Source organism: Streptomyces sp. NPDC029014, assembly GCF_055564695.1.
In genome coordinates, this window is sequence record NZ_JBVHVT010000125.1 from 1 (window position 1) to 19,756 (window position 19,756).

Here is a 19,756-nt window from a genome sequence, read left to right on the forward strand (position 1 = left end):
CCCGCGGCGCGGGTACCTGAGCGCTGCGCGCTCAGGAGAGAACCGCCTCGCTGCGCTCGACGGGGCTCGGCTTCGCCGAGCCAGAGTCGGCCCTTCGGGCCGGTGTCCTTCGCTTCGCTCCGGACGGTTCGGGGTTCCGCTTCGCTCTACCCCGAACGGCCTGCTCCGCAGGCCTGGGTGACCCCGTTTCACGGGGTCCGGGCCTTCGGCCCGTTGGGCGGGTCCGCTCCGCTCCCCCACCCTGGTCCTTCCGGCTCCGCCTCCAGGACCAGCCCGCTCCGCGGGCGCCGGCAACGAGGAGCTCAGCGGGCGGACACCAGCACTCGGCCCAGATGGCAGAGGGGAAATGCACACTGCGAGCTGCCAACCACAACGGAGAGACCTCTGCCCAGGCTCCTAAACCTCGCCCTGCAGAGCCCTCTCCTCCCCTACCCTGCGGGTCATGAGCACCCCTGTCCCCCGCCCTCCCAAACCTCCCGGTCGAATAGCCCGATGGAGGACCCAACGCACTGAGCGCGCTGTCCAGATCCAGCGAACAGGCAGACTCACCCCCGCATCTCGCTGGACCCTAGGCCTTGTCGGCTCCGCAATGGTGAGTGCTGGGGCAGTAGCCGTCTTCACCGTCACAACGGAAGCCGGCCCCGCCTCGCTCATCATCGCCGGAGCCCTCCTGCTCGTTGCAGCCGTGATGGGACGCCAGATCAAGGAAATCGGACTGGCCGACGGCACTCTCACCTTGGCCGAGATCGAAGACAGGATCCGCAACGCGGACAGCCCCGACGATGCCCTGAACCTCGCTTCCGCAGCCACCACCGTCGCTCCTGAAGTTCAGCGGGACACCGAAATCCGAGAGCTGTCCGCCGCCGCATACGAACGGGTCATCAACGATCGCCTGGCGTCGGTCTTCGGCCCCGGCGCGGTCCGGCACTCCAGAGGGGCGTACGACCGAGGCACCGACATCGAGGTGACCCTCGACGGCAAAAAGGCCGGCATCGTGACCAAATTCGGCGACCCCACCACGCACATCGGCCCCCGCCGCATGCGGGAGATCGTCGAAACGCTGCTCCGCGGACGGACAGACCTGGACGCGATCGTCATCGTGAGCAACATGCACGAGCCGGCCCTTTCCACCCTCGGCGCCGCACGTGACAGGGCCCAGGAGGACGGCAAGAACTTCCAGTACGTACGGTGGAACGGAGACATCAACACGCCTCAACTTCAAACGGTCGTCGAGGACCAACTCCGAAACTGACGCTCTGCGCGGCCTCCCGAATGCCCCATTTGCCCCGCCGGAAGGCGGCCCGGCGGTACTCCCCCCAGAACTCTCCGTTCCACCGCAGCCGCCAACTCCCCCGCGCCAGGTTGCTTCAAAAAGTTGCCTGGTTAGAGAATGGAACCAAGAGCATCTCACGAAGCAGGCGCTGCACCGTCGTCGCTGGAGGGAGACGGATGCGGGCCGAAGATGTCGGCGTGCTCGGCGTCGTCCGTCCAATAGCCGTACCGGTCACCGAGCACGCCGAGCAGTTTTTGGGGCTCGATGCTGCTACTGCGGATGACTAGACCCAGGTTGCTGGCCGTGGACAAGGCAGCCCCGTACAAGTGTGACCTTAGAGCGCTTTCTGTGAAGGCTCCGACCGGAATGGGTTGGTCATCGAGATGCTCGGGCGCCATCATGACGTCCTTAAGCCGAGCGCGGCGCTCAGCGGAGTCGTTCAGGGCAGGACGAAGGGCCTGCTGTTGAAGGCGATGGTTTCCGACCAGATTGGCGATGGCGGTCAGTAGGTGCCAGTCCTTCCAGCCTTGTTCGCGTAGCAGCTCTGCGGTGTCCCTGAATTCCGGGTCAGCACTCAAGCGTGGCAGCGTGTATCGGATGATGGGAACTAGGGCGCCATAACGATGGCGGACAGCTTGGAGTGCGGTGCTTCGGTCATATCCGGGACCCGGCCCAGTCTTGGCTGCGAGAGCGGCGGACATGGGCCGGTTATTGAGGGGCGTGGCGGCGCCAACGGCTGGATCGGGCAAAGCCGCCATAGCTTTGTAGTCGTCAGCCTTTAGGAAATCGGCAAGTTCGTCATAGGAGCGGCTCGCGACGAGCTTGTGCCACAGGCCGTCGGCAAACCCCTTCTCGATGAGCTTCATAAACGCCTCGTCCGGCAGCAGCGACTGGGAGAGCAGCACGCTGACGGCCGCAGCGGTCACGTCCGCGAGGGCAGCTTCCAGGTTCTGGCTACCAGCTGCTACTAGTCTCAGGATCCACTGGTTGGCGTCCGAGTCCGTGATCTGTTCGCAGCCGTAGTGCTGGTCATGTGTCACGGCAGTGTCGGCATGGACCTCAACTGCAAGGCGGCCAGGCAGGAACAGGGGGTCACGCATGGCTAGCTCGGCGACAAGTACCTGGACTGCGGCGGTAAAGCGCTCGGCTGCCAGAACCGACAGCCGGTCATTCGCGCACGTGATCTCCCAGTCGACACCGAGAGCGCTCCAGGCGTAGCGACGCCTCGGGCCAGCGTCGCTAAAGGGCCTCCCCAGTCCTTGGATGTCGGCTTCGTCGGCGTACATGCACTCGGTCGCAGCGGGTGTACCAGAAGTCGAGGCGACGATCTCGTCGATGGCTTCGTCGAAGCCTACTAACTCCATGACTTCGCGGAGCAAGGGGGCAAAACGGGGGCGTACGGCGACAGCAGCGCTCATCGTGAGGGCCTGGTTGGCCATCATGTCCCAAACGTACGGGTGACGTTCGTGGTTGAACGGTTGATCAACGTAGAAGTTCTGCGCCATCAAGCCGATGCGGAACAGGTGGGTAGCGGAGAGCCAGTTCCCGGCCTGATGGTCGTACTGGGCAGCCAGGATGATGCCTCTCGGGATGAAACGAGTCAGTTCCTGGTCGGGCGCGGACTTCGCGACAGCGGCAGCGCCTAGTGCATACTGTTTGGCTGCTATTGCCAGGCCGAGCTCACTGTAGATTCTCGAGCACAGCAACAACATCGTCAGTCCCCCCTCCAGAGTCTCGCCGTGCCACCAGTTGATCTTGGCCTCGTGAATCTCCCGCAGCGCATCGAGGAGACGATCACTCTTCGCCAAGGCCAAGCCTCGTGCCTGGGCTCGCTCCCCTCGTGCTGCCTGGCCGGCAACCCGGTCGGTTGCCATGTCGAGCAGGTCGCGGACTTCCCTATACAGCGGATGGTCCACCAGCAGAGGCGAGAGCAGGTCGAAGAAGTCAGCGACGTGCTCGACTGGGAACAGCGGCGCGTCCTCCAGGTGCCGACCAAGCCGGGCCAGGGTCTGCATGCCGGTTTCTATGTCGGCGAGAGCCGGCCGAGTCTCAAACGCGGGCAACGGCTGCCCACCCGCCATCGCCTCACGGACCCGGGCGGTGACCTCTGCGACGCTGAGTAGATCCTGCGGAATCGCTCTCAGGTCAGCAGGCACCTCAGGATGCAGAGCCAGCCGAGCCCGCAAGGCAAGCAGGTGCGCTGTGGTGTTGGGCGCGGGGCCGGAATCCAGGAGGCGATCGGTCTTCTGCTCAAGCTTGCGCTGCCAGCCCCGCAGTTCATCTGAGGTGATGGTGGTCAGGGTGCGTACCAAGGCCCCGAAGGTATAGCCGAGCAATACCACAGCGTCCTCGAGTAGGCCGGGATCGTCGTGTGAGTCTTCCTGTGTCACGTGAGTGAAGAGTTCACGGGTCAGGTCATCCACTGGCTGCATCGTCTCGAGGCCTCGAAGTGTCGCGACTACGATCTCGTAGCGAGCTCGCAGCGCGGTGTGCTCCCCGGACGTGGCGGCCAGCAAAGCACGAGCGTGGCTGAGCCAGTCCGGCAGATCGGCGCGGGCTTCGGTGTGGAAAGTAGCGTGGCGCAGCGGCACCTTCAGGTCGATCAGGTCACCCAGAGTGCAGCCGGGTTCCTCGCGCTCGCGCCACCGGAGGCGGGCCTCGACGTACCATTCGGGAAGGGCATCGGCAGCTTCGGGCCTGGCAGGGGCGAGGTCCGAGGGCAGATGAAGGTACTGCACGGCGAGGTAGAACAGGTCGTGGTCAGCGAGATGCACAGCGAGAGCAGTAGCGTCCCAAATATCGAGCTCCACCTGATGCTTCCGCGCCGCCTCCTCGATCAACGTGTGTTTCTTCCCGGCGGGGACGGGGGTCACCGTGAAGTAGATGACGCGGTGGACGGCGGTGCCCTGGGCGCAGATCGACGCAAGGTCCCTAAGGATCTTCGACGGCACCTTGGCCTTCTGGATGGTGCAGGCCATTACCACGCGCTCCGTCGAAGCCAGCGCTTCGAAGACGGAAGTTCCGGGCAACTCACGAGGGATGTTCGTCCAATGGCTCTCAGCGTCCCGGCCCTGGTCGCCCCCACTGCTGACGGGCCCGGTCGCGGGGATGAGATTGCTGGTGATCCGTCGGCGTGCCAGGCCAAGGCACAACAACTCGAACTCGTGGTGGCCGTTACTTTCGGCAAGAATGTCCAGGGCAAACCGGATACGTCGTTCGAGCTGCACCCCGTCGTCGGTCATACCGTTACCCCCTACATCACACCTAGCGCATCATTGGACACCAGTGTCAGCCACGACACTGACAAAGCCCGAACCGGTTGGTCCGCTGGAATCGGATCTCTGGGCCAAGAGCATTGAGTTGACCGCTGCCCTGGGCCATGCCGCGGGCACAGTAGCCGTGGGCAACTGTCTCGGAGGCCTGACTTGAGTTCCTCCGTCTTCGCAGGCATCTTGGCGCCCGTCCCAAAGACGGCGACCTAGATCTGGTCGGGGGTCTGTCAATCGTTCGACTCTGGCTCACACCCGGTGGTGACGGATCGTGACTTCTGCCCGATGCCAGTTGCAGAGAGTACGGTTCACGCTCTGACCTTGCTGGTTTCGCGAGCGGGCGGGCCGCCGGTTCAGGCTATTGTCCACCGTCGTCACACAGGCTGGCCGTTTCAACGGAACGACCGCTCAGTGCCCCGACCTGCAGCTACGTGATCTGTGTTCTGCCGATGCCTGCTATCACCGTCCGTAACCACCGGATGTGAGCCAGAGCCGAACGATTTACAGTCCCGCTCTCCGCAAGCACGCAGCGTAAGCGGTACTCGACTGGCGAGTCGATCACTTCGGCGGAACTCGTCAAGCCACCATGTCCTTCCCTCACCGAGGTCTCCCTCTTCGGCAGCGGATTGCGTTCACCCGTTCGGGGTGGGAGCAGCCAGATCACGTACCGCGCCGCCCGGCATGCATTTGGCTGTCAGACGTGAGGCGACAAGGCTGCGGTGGAAGCGGAGAGTTCGCGGAGGGAGCCGACGATCACCTGATGGCGCGCTTCGTCGATCCTGCGGGCGATGACCGGCTGATGCGCTGGCGAGACGTCGCACAAGGTGTCACTTTGGAGGACTGCGGCCCGGTGCGGCCCTTTCCCGTGCGTTCTGGCCGTCGTTTTGCGCCTGGTTGGTGGTGGTCGGCAACGACAGGGCGACTGGTGCACTACGGGTCTGGTGTCATGCGGAACCAGGTGATGCTGCTGGACCGGGATCCTTCGGTCGTGGCCATTGCATGCCGCCCGGTGGAACTCACCTGGCGTAGGCGTGACGGAACCTGGGTGCGGCACGCACCGCATCTGATGGCCCGGCTCGCGGAAGGCAGGGGTCTGCTGGCGGACTGCGCCGGGCACGGGGACATCTCACCGCGCCTGGCCTGTCGGGCGGCGGTGATGGAGGCTGCGGCCGCGGCAGCGGGGTGGCAGTACAGGGTTTTGCGCCCTCCGGATCCAGTTCTGGCGGCCAATCTGCGCTGGCTGGCCGGGTACCGGCACCCCCGTTACAAGGGCGGCGAACTTGCCGGGCGCGCGGCCGAGGTCTTCCGGCGACCGCGGCCTCTCATCGAGGGCGTGCGGAAACTCGGCGATCCAGTGCAGGTCTTCCCGGTGGTCTTCCACGCGCTGTGGCACGGCAAGTTGTCGGCCCCCCTTGAGGTGCCCTTCCACGAGCGGGTGACCGTGACAGCGGACCGCCCCAGACGGGGGCAGGTGTGAGCGGCACAGTGCTAGTAGGGCTTGGTCAGGTTGGGGCTGGTGCGGGTATGCCGTGGTGGCAGGTGGGGCAGACGCCGGTCCATGTCGCGAGGAGGGTCTGTAGCTCGCGGACGACTTGGTAGAGGCTCAGGCCGGCGCCGCGTCTTTTGGGACTCTGGCCAGCCGTTGCAGGGTGCAGAAGGCGTGTGCGGCGGAGACGAGGGTGACGTGGTGGTGCCAGCCGTTCCAGGTGCGGCCCTCGAAGTGGGCCAGGCCCAGGGCCTGCTTCATCTCCCGGTAGTCGTGCTCGATGCGCCAGCGGAGCTTGGCCAGACGGACCAGGGTGGTCAGCGGGGTGTCGGCGGGCAGGTCGGAGAGCCAGAACTGGACTGGTTCGGCCTGGCCGGCGGGCCACTCGGCCAGGAGCCAGCACTCGGGCAGTTCCGGGCCGTCAACGGCCTGCCGGATCTGGCGCCCGGCAGGCCGGATCCGCAAGGTCACGAACCGTGAGTACATCCGCTTGAAGCCGCTGCGGCCCGTGCCGGGCCGGGAGCCCTCACGCCACTGCACCGGCTTTGCGGCCTTCCGGCCCACCGCGATGACCAGCTGTTTCACCGACTGTGGCTTGTCCGGGTACTTCGCCACTGGCGGACGCCCCGCCCCGCAGTAGGGCTCAGTGACGGGCACGGCCCCGCCGGGCTGAGCCGACAATGTGGTGGAGATCCCCACCACATAGTTCAGGCCGCGGGCCTGCAGGCCGAGCCGGAAGGCGGCAGCGTCGCCGTAGCCGGCGTCCGCGATGGCCAGCGGCACCTCGATCCCCCACGAGCGGGTCTCGTCGAGCATGTCGAGTGCGAGCTGCCACTTCTCCACATGCCGGACGTCGTCGGGAATGCCGCAGGTGGTGCGGCGGGCAACTTTGTCCGGGTCCGCCTTCCCGGACCCGGGCTCCCAGGTTTCGGGCAGGAACAGCCGCCAGTCGACCGCCGCAGAGGCATGGTCGGATGCCAGGTGCAGCGAAACACCCACCTGGCAGTTGGTGACCTTGCCCGCGGTGCCGGTGTACTGCCGCGACACGCACGCAGAAGCGTTGCCGTCCTTGAGGAAGCCAGTGTCGTCGAAGATCAGCGCGGTGGGCCGGATCGCCGCTTCCATCCTCCAGGCAAGCCGGGCTCGCACATGCGCTGGATCCCACCGGCTGGTCGTGATGAAGTGGGCCAGAGCCTGCCGGTTCCCGTCCGCGCCAAGCCGGGCCGCCATCGGCTCGACCGACTTGCGCTGCCCATCAGTGAGCAGACCCCGCAGATAGACCTGACCCCACCGACGCTGGTCATTCCGCGAGAACGGCTCGAAAACCTCCCCCGCGAACTCCTCCAACTCACCACGCACAGCCGCAATCTCGTCCGGAGTCACACCCTCTCAACGCAACGCCGGACCAGAAGGACACGCTCAACCACCACCAAGCTGACCAAGCACTACTAGAGCCCGGAACACAGGTGCGTTTCGCGAAGCGGACCTGGACTGTGGTCATGCTGGAAGGGTCATGCGTACGGCTGGTCGACGCGGACAACTCCGTGGCCACCGTCCTGGCGAACTTCCTGTTCGCCGAACCTGACTTCGAAGTGGTAGGCGCCCCGCAGCGCAGCGTGCCGCCGTTCGGGCTCCTGGAGGAGCTGCCGGAACAGGTGCGCGCGCGTGCGTACGCCTGGGAGCGACATGTGCGTGAGGTGGAGACCGGGTGCCCCGTTCCGGGTCAGGACCAGGTGCCGCGTGCCGAGTTCGATCCGGCCCGGCGCACCGTGGCGGAGCGGGAGGAGGCCAAGGCTGCCGAGCTGACGGCGGCCGGGCAACCGGCCAGTGCGGTAACGGTGCGGCGGATGCGGGCCCGCTATCGGGAGCAAGGCCTGTGGGGGCTGGTGGATGGCCGGGCCGCCCGGCGGCGCTCGCCGGTAGGGCGCGCGGACGAGCGGGTGGTCGCCGCAATCGAGCAGGCACTCCAGGCGCAGCGGGAGCGGTCGACCGGGACGCTGAGCCGGCTCCGGCGCACCGTCGGCTGGATTCTGGAGGACGCCCACGGTGTGGGGACGGTAAAGGTGCCGCCGGCCTCGACCTTCAACCGGCTGGTGCACGCCCTCGCGGACCGTCAGGGGCTGCTGGGGACAGCGGCGCAGCGGCGCCGTCACTCCTCACGGCCGGCTCCGCCGTTCACCCCGACGGTGGCGCTGCGGCCCGGTGAGCTGGTGATGCTGGACAGCACCCCTTTGGACGTGATGGTGGTCCTGGCCGACGGTGTGGTGGGTAAGGCCGAGCTGACGATCGCCCTGGATGTGGCGACGCGCAGTATCTGTGCGAACGTGCTGCGGCCGATGGGCACCGGGTCGGTGGATGCGGCGGTTCTGCTGGCGCAGATGGTGACGCCTATGCGGATGCGCCCAGGGTGGGAAGAGGCGCTGGCGATGTCGCGCTCGGTCATCCCGTACGAGCGGCTGGTGTCGTTGGACGTGCGGCTGCAGGGTGCGGCAGCCCGTCCGGTGATCACGCCGGAGACGGTCGTCGTCGACCAGGGTCGGGTGTTCATCTCCGCCTCGTTCACCGCGGCGTGCGACAGCTTGGGGGTGTCGGTGCAGCCGGCGCCGCCGGCCAACAGCCCGGCCAAGGGACATGTCGAGAGAACGTTCCTCACCATCGGCGACCGGTTCTCCCAGTACGTGGCCGGCTACACCGGCTCCGACGTCACCCAGCGCGGCAGCAACGTAGAGGGTGAGGCGTGCTGGACTCTTCCTCAAGTGCAGGACCTGCTGGACGAGTGGCTGATCGCGGACTGGCAGCACCGCCCGCACGCGTCACTGCGCCATCCGCTGGCCCCGAAGCTCACGGTGTCGCCGAACGAGATGTGGGCCGCGCTGGTCGGCGTGACAGGCTATCTTCCGGTGCTGCTCAGCGAAGATGACTACGTCGAACTCATGCCGGTCAAGCGGCTGGGTATCAACGACTACGGCATCCGCTTCGGCTACCGCACCTACGACCACGAGGTCCTCAACCCGCACCGCGGGTTCAAGTCGACAGCCCCGGACGGAATGTGGGAGATCCACCACAACCCCTACGACCCCCAGCAGATCTGGGTGCGGCTGCCTGGCGGCTGGGAAGAGGTGCCGTGGATCCACAAGGAGTGTGTCAGCCTGCCCTTCACCGACTTCACCTGGCGGCACATCCGCGCAACCGTCGAGCGCCGCGGCGACCGAGACGAGCACGAGCAGCAGCTCGCCCAAGCCCTGGACCGTCTCCTGCGCCGGGCTGGCAACGGGGAAGGCACCCGCCGCGAGCGGACCGTCGCGGCACGGGCCAGCGCCGCAGCATCCCTCGCCGCACCCACCCCACACCAGCCGCCAGACTTCCTCACCGCACCGACCTTCTCCTACGGCCTGGTCGGCGTCTTCACCCCAGCAAGCCTGGAGGAGCCCGACGACGAAGAGTTCGAGGACGGCTGGGACGAGGACGAAGAGCCACTCGGCACACCAGCCGATGCCGACGACGGCCCCGCCGGGGACGAACGGCCATCCGGGTCGGCCGCCGTCACCCGCCCGTCCCGGATCTACGACGCCCTTTCGGAGGCGACCCAGTGGTAAAAGTCCCTGAAGCTGGCCCGGTCTCGGACGAGGAGCGGCAGACGGCGGCGTATGCGCCGCCGACCACGCGGGAGGGCTGGCAGCAGTTCGTCGGCACTCCCCCGCTGCAGCCCCCGCCCACCGGGGACGAGGGCTGGTCGCTTGAGGAACGCCTCGACTACCACAGCCGGTTCGTCGTCCTGACCACGCCAGCGATGGAGCGCATCTCACTCGTACGCCGACAGCGCCCATGATCCGGATCCCGGTGACGGCCTTGCGCTGGTCCTCGCAGCCGTTTGGCGGTTGAGGCTGGGCCTCGGGAGCTGCACGGAGCGTGACTGCCAGGTTGGTGATCGTCTTGCTCTGCCGCGGACGGGGTTGCGGGGTTGGTGGGGTATCTGGTGCGCCCGGCTTTGACTGAGCGGGCGCTCGTGCGGGATCGTCTCGCTGGCATCAGGCTGGCCAGCACGGCGAGGCCGATAGTGCCGACCAGCTCATCGTGGCCACCTCCATCTGGGGCCGCGTCGGCGAGGATGAGCCTGTCACGTGCGGTTTCCTGGGCGATGGTGAAGCTAGCGCGGTCCGGATCGGTGCCAGGACGTGACTCCACGGCGTCGACCATCGCTGCCCGCAGGAGCTGATAGACGATCAGCTGTGCCCATAGTTCCTGTTCCAGGCCGGCGCGGTCTTGCGACCTGAGCACCAGACCGTCCTGAAGAGTGTGTCGCAGCGCGTAGTAGGCAGATTCGACCTCCCAGCGCTCGTGGTAGAGCCGGACCAGCACTTCGGCGGCGTTGCTGCGATGGTCGAGCAAGGTGGTCGCGATGCGGTAGTGCTCGCAGAGCGTCTGGGCGCTCGTGGTCATGGTGATCGTCGCGTCGATGACGCGTACTTTGAGCCCGCCCAGTCGGGTGAGATACGAGCCGTCGGGGAGCACGGCGAGGATGGCGGGACGGCGGCGAGCGGTGATGCGGATGACGAACTGGGCGCCGGTGGCGGCGGTGTCCGCCAGGAAGTCGTCCGCATCGAAGCCCCGGTCGGCGAGCACGAGCATGCTGTCGTTCACCAGCGGCAGGAGGCGCCGAGCATAGGCGGTCTCGTACTCGTTCGTCGGCCCGAACACCGCGCCGATCAGGCCGCGGGAGCCTGTCTCGCAGAGCGTCATCAGCCGCAGGAGAGGGTAGCCGGCCCATCCCAGCCGAGCTTGGATCTTGCCGAGCCAGGCTCGGTTTCGCTCGCAGTCGGGCACCTTCACCGCGCTGCATCCGTCGAGGCCACGGTCCCGCCAGCGTCGGTAGCGGACGCCGACCGTGGTGGGTTGCGCAAGCGGCTCGGCCAGCACCTCGAACAGGGCTTTGAGTGGGGTGGGTCCCACGCGTCGGCGTAGGCATCGAAGGGCCTTCTCGCTCGGGCGGGCGATGCCCGGCTTGGTGAGTCCGGCGGTCAGCTTGTCCCAGACGCGCAGGTAGCCCAGGGCGGGAAACAGCGACAAGGCCAGGACGAAGTACACCCCGACGCGAGAGGGCAGGAGTCGTCGACGACGCTCCACCGCGTGGTTCTCCTCGAGCACTGCGTCCACGAGTTCGACCGGAAGGTAGCGGGTGAGCTCACCCAAATGGCCTGGGGCGAGAGCGGAATCTCCGTCCCCTCCACGGCAATCGGGCTGAGCGGTGGCAGACTGGTCAGCCAACGGGACCTCTTCAGCAAGCAGATCTTGGTCGATCCCTTGCCATACCGGAGGTCCCGTCCTCGTGCCTGCAATCCCGACCGAGGTCAGCCTCTTGACAGACGCGGGCGGGGCTTAACTCCGTGGCCTTGCGTTCACGCCGCGGTTCTTGATCTCGGTGAGGATGTGCATCCAGTGCTTGGCGCCCTCGCCGCCGTCGCCGGCCCACAGCCCCAGGATGTCCCGTCGGCCTTCGGTCGTGACGGCCAGGGCAACGTAGATCGGCCGGTTGGCGACGGCGCCGTCGCGGATCTTCACGTGGATCGCGTCTATGAAGACCACCGGATAGACAGGGTCCAGAGGCCGGTTCTGCCACTCGGCCATGCCGTCCATGACCTTGTCTGTGATCGTGGAGATCGTCTGGCGGGAGACCTCGGCGCCATAGACCTCGGCCAGGTGGGCCTGGACCTCGCCGGTCGTCAGACCCTTCGCCGACAACGAGATGACCATCTCGTCCACCCCGGACAGCCGCTTCTGCCGTTTGCGGACGATCTTCGGCTCGAACGAGCCGTCCCGGTCCCGGGGCACGGATATCTCCACCGGACCGACATCCGTCAGCACGGTCTTCCCACGAGTTCCGTTGCGACTGTTCCCGCCGTTCTTCCCGGCCGGATCGTGCTTGTCATAGCCGAGGTGGTCGGTGATCTCGCCCTCCAGGGCGGACTCCAGCAGCCGCTTCGTCAGCTGCTGGAGCAGCCCGCCCTGGCCGGTCAGCTGCAGACCCTCAGCCTGGGCCCGGGAGACCAGCTCATCGATCAGCCGGTCATCCACCGCCTTCGACGGCTTCGGCTCAGACGGCTCGGCAGCCTCGGTCACGTTCTCACTGGTCATCGGTGCAACCTCCATGATCGGGAGTTACACCGAACGATTTACAGTCTCGCTGGCGAACGCGCCTTCGCCCAGCTGAAAACCTGGCGCATCCTCCGCCGGACCCGCTGCTCTACCAACAGGATCAGCCGCACCGTACAAGCCATACACACCCTGCTGACCAGCGACTATTCAGGATGAAAGAGGCTCAGTGTGCCTTCCGCCCGCGAGCCCACGCGCGAGCTACGCCTTGGTGGAGTCGGCCGGACACCCGGAACTTTCCATTTCGCGCTATTCCAGCCAAATGTTCGAGCTGTTGTGTACAGCTGGCTCTTCATGTGCTTACTGTGGCCGCTGCGACTGCCATTTCATGCTAATGGCGGCATATGCGCTAAAACCAGCAGTACATCGTACCCCAGGGAGGGTTTTCATTTCATGATTTTGAGATCCATTACACGTACGACTGCCGCCCTTGTCACCTCGGCGTCCGCTGTCGTGGCCATCGTCAGCCCTCAGGCAGCAGCCGCGGACAGCCCGTCAACCTCGGGTGTACTCGCTGGCTTACCCCTCTCTTCGCGGGCGGACGCGCAGACCCGCGACGTCGCTGCTGCCCAGCCACGGGACGTACAGGCCATGGCGAACCTGTGCGGTTCGGGATACAAGCTGATTTACGCCGAACAGTTGCCGGACTCGCGGCGGTACGGAACGCTTTTCACCTACATCAAGGACAGCCCGCGAGGCTACGACGCTTGCGCCATATTCGACAACAACGTGAGCAACCCGAAATGGATGAAGCTTAAGATATGCCCGAACAAGGGAGGTGCCTGCGCGATTGATGAGGGCATGTTTAGCCAGTATGCGGGGCCTGTCTACGCGCAGGGCATGTGCGCGTATGTGACCGCGATTATGCGGCACAGCCAGAACGAGGTGGCTTTTATCGACCGCGCGTTGGCGGTGCCGCCTTGTGATTGATCAGGCATGGCGCCTGCCCATTGGGCGCGCCTACATCAGCAAGGCGTCTGTCGTCGCTGCCGTCCTTTTCACCCTCTCGGCTTGCGGTGGTACACCGGACGGGGCGGGTGGCATTCCAGGGCGTAGCGATCAGGCGACAGGCGTGTCGGACCCGCCCGTCCCTTCTATGCCCGCAGCCACAGACCCTGTCAGAGCGGCGCAGGACCGAGCCCAGCAGGAACGGGCCGCTGCGGCACCGAGCGGTGACGCGATTACGCCAGGACAAAAGGGCTCGGCTGGGGGTGAGCACCGCGGCGTGCCGATCTTGACCGACGGGGACATCACCGTCTATCGGCCGCTCAAGGGCTCTGGCGGAATCATTGTTCCGGTGACGATTACTAACCACGGCAAAGACCGAGCGTTCTACACCGTGGACCTTCGCGTCACCGGCCCTGGGGGATTCGACTCCGTCGTTCGCGTCAGCACCGACACCGTGGGTGTGTACCCCAACACCGACTGGCCCACTGAACTTACCGCCAGTGACCCGGGCAAGCCGCTGCCGCAGGAACCCAAAGTGACGGTCGTCCGGAGCAACCGCCAACCGATCCCGCACTGATCCAGCTTCCCTTGAAGCGCAGGAACACTCTGGTGTCTCCCGCCTGCAGCCGCGGCGCGTGGTACCTGGCGTCCGCCCCGAGGAAGGGCTCCATACGTTCCTCGGGGCCCCGTCGCTCTGCCCGTACTGGCCGCCACACCCACCCTGCTCTCCTATGAAGAGCTGCGCCACAGGCGATGAGAGTGTCCGCCGGCCCACCATCGGCAGTTCGCTGCTGTCCTCCGACGTGGTCAGTTTGGTAGAAAATCCCGCACCCAATGATGGGGCATCAGAAAGCCCCTACGTCCCTTTACGCCAAGGAGTCACCCTTTTGAATCGTCGATTAGCGAATCGACGTGCGCCGGCGATCATTGTCTGCACTACTACATTGTTGGCGGCACTCCTCCAGGGCCATGCCCGAGCTGAATCCAGACCTACAGAGGCTCCCCCGGGCGTCACCAGCCAGTCGTACCCGTCCCAAATCGCCCCCGGCGACAGGGAGAAGGTACTGGGCAAGGAGTGGAAGACCTCGACGGACCGTGCCTGGGCCACTAGCGCCGACGCGACAGGTTTCCATGTCCTGGTCGCCGACCAGAAAGCGGGCTATGAATGGCGTACAGCAGCGACGCTGGTCGAGCCCGGGTTCGACGCTGACATGTGGATCGGCAACGCCTGCGTCACAGGCTCGGGCAACCGAGCCGTTGTCGCCTATGCCCCCCGAGCGTTTACCAACAAGCCCGAACTCATGGCGCGAGGGGCTTTTACCGCGGTAGTGGACCTGGATTCCGGGGCTGTGACCAAGCTGGACCGGCAGGCGTCGCTTGCCTATTTCAGCCCTGGCTGCGGCACCGGGGATACGGCCATCCTCACCCAGATGGGCGGCGAAACCAAGAATCAAACCCGTCTGCTGACCGTGGACGCCGCCGCTGCGAAAGTAAGCCGGACTATCGAACTGGCCGGTCAAGTGACCTCGGCGATCCCGGTCGGCAACGACATCGTGGCAGCGGACGCTGCCCGCATCACGAAGATCGACGAACAAGGCCGCCGAACAGCCATCGCCCACACCGGACAGGTGCCATTCGAGCTCAAGGCTGACGCCGAAGGCGGCCTCGTCTACATGGACCGCCCGGCCGGCTCCAAGGACCAAGGCGAAGTCAAACGCATCTCCGCAGGCGACGTCGCCCGCGGCGACGCCACCAAGACGCAGCAGAGCCTGCTTGCCCGCGGTGCGCTGACAAAGATGGATCTGTCGAGCAGCGCCAGCGGCACGGTCTTCATCACCGGTGACACCAAGGCTGCACAGCCGCTGCCCAAGACGGTCCAGCGCCGCTCGGACGTCCCCAAGGAATCTCGGGCGACCACTGAAGGCAAAGCGTTAGTCACCAAGGTCGACACGGACGGCCAGAGCGATCCGCGTCACCAGCCCGATCTTGCGGCACAGTCGAAGAAGATCAGCCTGAAGGTCCTCACCACGGGCAATGCCGCGAACTTCACCGTTGCTCCCGCGCCCGATGCGAAGGCAACCGCAGGTACGTCGCCCTCTCCGGCCCTGCCCGGCCCACGGGCACAGACCCCGTCTGGACAGAAGTCGTCGGCCCAGTCCGCAGCGACCTCCTCGCCAGCTGAGGATGAGCGCTACTGCTCCGTTGCACGCAATGACCCGGCCAAGCAGGCCATGCAGCCCAAACCCAGGCAGGTTGAGTGGGCTGTTGATCAAATCATCAATGGAACTCTGGACAAAAACGTCTCGCGGCCGGCGAACTGGAAGAACCTGGGTATGCCCGCATACCAGCCTCAAACGCTCTTTCCGAGGCTCGGGCTCCACGGCGGCGGCCGGATACCCGCACAGGTGCTACTGGGTATCACCGCACAGGAGTCCAACATGTGGCAGGCCTCCCGCGTGGTCGTGCCGGGTGTCACCGGCAACCCTCTGATCGGGAACTACTACGGGATCAAGTACGCGGCGAGCGGCCAGCAGACCGACCCTTGGGGTATCGACTGGGCTGAAGCAGACTGCGGGTACGGAGTCACCCAGATCACTGACGGCATGCGCATGCACGGCAAGGAGAAGCCGGGCGAGCATCCCCTGACCACACTGCAGCAGGAAGCCGCCGCGCTTGACTACACCGCGAACATCGCCGCTGGCCAGCGGGTCCTCGCCGACAAGTGGAACGTCACCAACGCAGACGGCCTGAAGGTCAACAACGGCGACCCGAAGCATCTGGAGAACTGGTTCTTCGCCCTCTGGGCCTATAACTCCGGCTACTACCCCAAATCAGCGGCCGCGAGCAACGGCGGCCTATGGGGAGTGGGGTTCACCAACAATCCGGCCAACCCACTCTGGAAGGCCAATCGCAATCCCTTTCTGGAAAGCTCAGCTGGAGGCAACGACTACTCGCATGCCAAGCATCCCCAGGACTGGCCCTACCAAGAGAAGGTCCTCGGGTGGGCAGCGCGGCCTCTGGAAGGGCTGGAATCTCCGGGCAACATGGTGGCTGGCTTTCGCGCGGCCTACTGGAACGGCGACCATTTGAAGAGCACAGTCAAGCCGCCGGAGAGTATTTTCTGCACAAACGCCAACAATTGCGACTCGAGTAGGATCGGACCGAACGACAAGAACGAACTGGGCCTCGGCGCCTGCAACCGTGCCGACCTCAAATGCTGGTGGAACCAGCAAGTCACGTGGAAGGACTGTGGGCCCAAGGCCGAGTGCGGCTACGAAGTCATACGCTTCAACGAGACCTATAAAGAAGAAGCAGATGGCATCGCCTACCCACCCAACTGCACCACCCAGGGCCTACCCTCTGACGCTTTGATTATCGACGATGTGGCGGATGGCACGCCTATATCCCGTCCAGGATGCAGTCTCCCCAAGACCACCAGCGGTAGCTTCTCGCTCGACTTCGCCACACCAAGTGCCAAGATCGACTTCCAACAGCTCGGAGCCGGCTACGGAGGTCACTTCTGGTTTGCACATAGCCGCGCTGCGGGAGCAGACGGTGACCGTATGAAGGTGACTGGAACGTGGAAGGTGGCACAGCCTCAGCAGGGCCAGCACGAAGTCTTCGTGCACCTTCCCGATCACGGAGCACAAGCGACGAACGTGCAGTATGAAATCGAAACCGGATCGGATACAAAATATCGCGTCATCAACCAAAAAGGCCCCGCAAACAGATGGGTTTCACTAGGGTATTGGGATTTCTTGGATCGAATGGAAGTGCGCCTCACCTCCGTAGCCCCCAATGGAACCGGAGACTTGGACGTCGCGTTCGATGCAGTTGCATTCGCCAGAAGTAATTACAATATGGTTCCGGAGATCAACATTCCAGAACCCGACCCGAGCGCGCCCGACCCGGACATATATGCGCAGACTCCGAAGGACTACAATCTCAATAGCAGCCCCTCCCTCTTGCGTTCCGACACGGGCAAGAGTTGCACAGCCAAAACCGAGGGTAAATATTCCTGTATCAGCTTCGCGCCTTCAACCCTGAAGGCCGAGAATTTCACCACACCTAATCGAGCCGCGGCCGCAATTCCACTCTCCCGTTGCCATTCAATATCGACCGACGTAAGCATCACACGCTTTGACGGATGCTTCAAGCGCGATCTTCGGCTTGAGGTCTGGTCCGACAATGGAGGCATTCCGGGCGCACCGGTGATGCTGATGGGAACCGCGTTATTCCATATGGTGCAGCAGGTAGATGTCCCGAACAATGGCCCGCAAAGCACGGGGTTTTCCAACTGGTTCGGAAACAAAATCTACCTGCAATTGTTCGAACTAAAGGGTCAAGTTTCAACGATAACGGCCACGACATTCACCACTGCATGTAACAGCCCTGTCTGCTCCTACACGCCAGCAAGTTGGCAAGGAGGGGCAACGTGGACCGGACCTCTCGACAACCACTGGGCCTCTAACTACAACAGCGTGCGGTGGACGAACGAGACAGCTGGAGCGATAGACAGGTTCGACCTCAATGAGACCGTCGACTTTGTAATTCCGGGAGCAAGGCGAATTACGACGCCGGCCACCTGGTCAACCATTCCGATGGGTCCTATTGTATGTGACAGGATTGTCACCACTGTCGGGTGTGCGATGGGAGGCTACATTCCCACCTGGATCGCAGATGATAAAAAGTATCCTGCGGCCGCGGCGTACTATTGGCTAATGCGGGAAAAGATGGCAACTCACCCTGGCAGTGAAGCCAATAAGTCGCCCCTTCATAGAGAAGGGAACAAAGTAAAGAAGGAGGAAAACAGGACGCGAACGTGCGATCGCGGCTTCAGGGCTAAACTTGAGGCCTGGTCCGCCCACCCGCTCGCCCAGGGTGACCCGACAGTCCAGTGCGACGAGTTTCCATTCGCCAGTACAAAGGAAAGTGGAGGAGCCGTCTACGAGAACGGTAAGCCCTGCGTTCAACTTTACGCAAAGCAGGTGGGAACGAAATGGAAGCTGTTCGCAGACGGGAGGTATGACCCCCTCCCTAGCGGGATCTGGCCCCAGATATGCGGGCGCGCATCAATGCCAGGACTGCAGAACATGGACGCTGGGCGAACCGGCCTATCGCCGTTCTACACAGCGATGCGGGTCCAGGACAATGGTCCGTTCTACTTCAAGTCTCCAAGATACGAAGGATGCAACACGACCACAGTGTGCACTGTATAAGTAGTACACTGCACTAAAAGAAGTGTCTCCGGGGGCCTGTCTCCCGGAGACACCCAGCAACGATTAGAGAAACAGGCACAGATGTCGCACTCGATTCGTGGAGAATGGCTGCACTTTAAAAACTGGCTCGAAACATGTGCCCCGTCGACCCTCGCTACCATCCGACCAGCAGCGAGCAGCGAGATCCAAAGGCGAACCCTGTCCGGGCTCTCCGTTCAGATCCATCCCGACCTGGCAGCCTTCTACTCCCTAGCCGATGGAACTGCCCCTCTCACGGAAGGGGGCTCTCCTTCGGCTTTCCTTCCGCGCTCCTATGCTCCCTACGGGCTTGACCAGCTGTCATCCGCTCACGCCCACATGCTCAACACGGTTGCATACGAGAATGACCTTGGGCGAGCGTATCAAATCGGAATGACCGCTCACCATGATTGGGTACCGTTCGCTGGTTCGGCTGCCGGTGACGAACTCCTTATTGATCATCGATCCGGTGAAACATATGGCGCCGTACTAGAATTCGATGACGGTGAAGGCCGCTATACCCCAGCATGGACTTCCATCGGTGCAATGCTCGCCGAAATGAACTCTGCAGTGCGAGGCCGTGGAACTGCCGGGAATTATTGTGCTCGCATTCGTAGCGAGAGCTCAAGCCTTGAGTGGTACCACCCCGAGTTTCCCTGAGGGGGCGGGCCGGACGGACTTGAAGCAGACGGTCCTGGAGGCGTCGTAGCCCATGCGGGGCCGGGCACGGGACGAGCGGTTCTCTACCGCGGTGACGTGCTCGACAGCCCCGGGGCGGCGTCGTTCAGGGGTTCTGTCCGGTTTGATCACGTGATGCCGAGGGTGGCCAGCGGTCGGGTGGCGTCTTGGCTGAACCGTTCCGGCTTTCCTGCCGGTGGATTTGCTGGCCGGTGATCAGTCGGCCGCGGGTTCTGTGTCAGCGTAGTGTGGTGCCTCGTACTCGGTGGGGCTGATCATGCCGAGGCTTGAGTGCAGCCGGCGGTTGTTGTACCACTCGACCCACGAGGCGGTGGCGTACTCGACGTCCGAGACCGTTCTCCAGGGGCCGTCGTGGAAGACCTTGGTCCGTATGCATTCGGCCGGGCCTTGACCCCGGATGTTGGACACCGGAGACACCTGGATCTTGACGGTCCAGGAGAACGGAGTCCCCTGTGGGGATGAAGCATTACCCCGCCGAGTTCAAGGCGGACGCGGTCGCGTTGTACCGCTCGAGGCCGGGAGCGACGATCAAGTCGGTCGCCGCTGATCTCGGGGTGAACACCGAGACGCTGCGGAACTGGATCCGGGCCGCGGACGGGCCAGGGCTGATTCAAAGTCGTGGTGATCTTGCCGGGGTGCTGGTCAGCTGATGCCCAGGAGCTTGAGCGGTCGGGTGAATGGTTCGTAGGACGCC

The 19,756-nt window shown here is 64.4% G+C and carries 11 protein-coding genes and 4 pseudogenes; 10 read left to right on the plus strand and 5 right to left on the minus strand.

Translation table 11 applies throughout. From position 1 onward, the window contains the following. Positions 1–688: 688 nt before the first annotated feature. Entirely contained in the window at positions 689–1,252 is a 564-nt protein-coding gene (locus tag ACZ4VL_RS37720; protein WP_468209618.1) for a hypothetical protein, read from the plus strand. A gap of 155 nt (positions 1,253–1,407) precedes the next feature. Here the strand turns inward: ACZ4VL_RS37720 and ACZ4VL_RS37725 are convergent, their stop codons facing one another. Further along, entirely contained in the window at positions 1,408–4,515 is a 3,108-nt protein-coding gene (locus ACZ4VL_RS37725) for a hypothetical protein (RefSeq protein ID WP_468209620.1), read from the minus strand. 787 nt (positions 4,516–5,302) lie between these two features. On the opposite strand from ACZ4VL_RS37725, the gene ACZ4VL_RS37730 reads away from it, so the two are divergent. Continuing rightward, on the plus strand, positions 5,303–6,019 hold the full coding sequence (locus tag ACZ4VL_RS37730; RefSeq protein ID WP_468209623.1) for a TnsA-like heteromeric transposase endonuclease subunit: 717 nt from the start codon (positions 5,303–5,305) through the stop codon (positions 6,017–6,019). Between the two features lie 126 nt (positions 6,020–6,145). On the opposite strand, the gene ACZ4VL_RS37735 is transcribed toward ACZ4VL_RS37730, so the two are convergent. Beyond that, positions 6,146–7,411 carry an IS701 family transposase gene (locus tag ACZ4VL_RS37735; protein WP_468209625.1) on the minus strand — a complete coding sequence of 422 codons (1,266 nt, stop codon included), beginning with the start codon at positions 7,409–7,411 and terminating at the stop codon, positions 6,146–6,148. A 116-nt stretch (positions 7,412–7,527) separates the two neighbouring features. On the opposite strand from ACZ4VL_RS37735, the gene ACZ4VL_RS37740 reads away from it, so the two are divergent. Both ACZ4VL_RS37740 and ACZ4VL_RS37745 read left to right on the plus strand, forming a co-directional pair. Next, positions 7,528–9,624, plus strand: coding sequence for a transposase family protein (locus ACZ4VL_RS37740; RefSeq protein WP_468209641.1), 2,097 nt, complete (start codon positions 7,528–7,530; stop codon positions 9,622–9,624). Further along, entirely contained in the window at positions 9,618–9,857 is a 240-nt protein-coding gene (locus ACZ4VL_RS37745) for a hypothetical protein (RefSeq protein ID WP_468209628.1), read from the plus strand. The genes ACZ4VL_RS37740 and ACZ4VL_RS37745 overlap by 7 nt, the downstream gene beginning before the upstream one ends. Before the next feature lie 67 nt (positions 9,858–9,924). Here the strand turns inward: ACZ4VL_RS37745 and ACZ4VL_RS37750 are convergent. Both ACZ4VL_RS37750 and ACZ4VL_RS37755 read right to left on the minus strand, forming a co-directional pair. Next, positions 9,925–11,293: pseudogene (locus ACZ4VL_RS37750) on the minus strand (IS4 family transposase); the annotation flags it as partial. Positions 11,294–11,425: 132 nt separating this feature from the next. Further along, positions 11,426–12,160, minus strand: a pseudogene (locus ACZ4VL_RS37755) (IS256 family transposase); the annotation flags it as partial. Between the two features lie 54 nt (positions 12,161–12,214). Between ACZ4VL_RS37755 and ACZ4VL_RS37760 the strand changes: the two are divergent. The 5 genes and pseudogenes from ACZ4VL_RS37760 to ACZ4VL_RS37780 all read left to right on the plus strand — a co-directional run. Further along, positions 12,215–12,337, plus strand: a pseudogene (locus ACZ4VL_RS37760) (IS5/IS1182 family transposase); the annotation flags it as partial. Positions 12,338–12,631: 294 nt separating this feature from the next. Beyond that, positions 12,632–13,108, plus strand: a complete 477-nt coding sequence (locus tag ACZ4VL_RS37765; RefSeq protein ID WP_468209631.1) for a hypothetical protein — start codon at positions 12,632–12,634, stop codon at positions 13,106–13,108. A 295-nt stretch (positions 13,109–13,403) separates the two neighbouring features. Beyond that, entirely contained in the window at positions 13,404–13,703 is a 300-nt protein-coding gene (locus ACZ4VL_RS37770) for a hypothetical protein (RefSeq protein WP_468209633.1), read from the plus strand. Positions 13,704–13,857: 154 nt separating this feature from the next. Further along, positions 13,858–18,345: a golvesin C-terminal-like domain-containing protein gene (locus tag ACZ4VL_RS37775; RefSeq protein WP_468209635.1), complete on the plus strand. Its 4,488-nt coding sequence runs from the start codon at positions 13,858–13,860 to the stop codon at positions 18,343–18,345. A gap of 81 nt (positions 18,346–18,426) precedes the next feature. Further along, positions 18,427–19,023, plus strand: coding sequence for an SMI1/KNR4 family protein (locus ACZ4VL_RS37780; protein WP_468209637.1), 597 nt, complete (start codon positions 18,427–18,429; stop codon positions 19,021–19,023). 234 nt (positions 19,024–19,257) lie between these two features. Here ACZ4VL_RS37780 and ACZ4VL_RS37785 read toward each other — a convergent pair whose 3' ends face one another. Continuing rightward, positions 19,258–19,470, minus strand: coding sequence for an integrase core domain-containing protein (locus ACZ4VL_RS37785; RefSeq protein ID WP_468209639.1), 213 nt, complete (start codon positions 19,468–19,470; stop codon positions 19,258–19,260). A 44-nt stretch (positions 19,471–19,514) separates the two neighbouring features. On the opposite strand from ACZ4VL_RS37785, the pseudogene ACZ4VL_RS37790 reads away from it, so the two are divergent. Next, positions 19,515–19,652 (plus strand): annotated as a pseudogene (locus ACZ4VL_RS37790) (transposase); the annotation flags it as partial. Between the last annotated feature and the right edge of the window lie 104 nt (positions 19,653–19,756).

What these genes read in the sequence shown, in the direction of transcription:
- ACZ4VL_RS37720 (WP_468209618.1), top strand. Translation starts at nt 689, where the DNA reads ATGGGACGCCAGATCAAGGAAATCGGACTGGCCGACGGCACTCTCACC.
- ACZ4VL_RS37725 (WP_468209620.1), bottom strand. Translation starts at nt 4,515, where the DNA reads ATGACCGACGACGGGGTGCAGCTCGAACGACGTATCCGGTTTGCCCTG.
- ACZ4VL_RS37730 (WP_468209623.1), top strand. Translation starts at nt 5,303, where the DNA reads ATGGCGCGCTTCGTCGATCCTGCGGGCGATGACCGGCTGATGCGCTGG.
- ACZ4VL_RS37740 (WP_468209641.1), top strand. Translation starts at nt 7,528, where the DNA reads ATGCTGGAAGGGTCATGCGTACGGCTGGTCGACGCGGACAACTCCGTG.
- ACZ4VL_RS37775 (WP_468209635.1), top strand. Translation starts at nt 13,858, where the DNA reads ATGAAGAGCTGCGCCACAGGCGATGAGAGTGTCCGCCGGCCCACCATC.
- ACZ4VL_RS37780 (WP_468209637.1), top strand. Translation starts at nt 18,427, where the DNA reads ATGTCGCACTCGATTCGTGGAGAATGGCTGCACTTTAAAAACTGGCTC.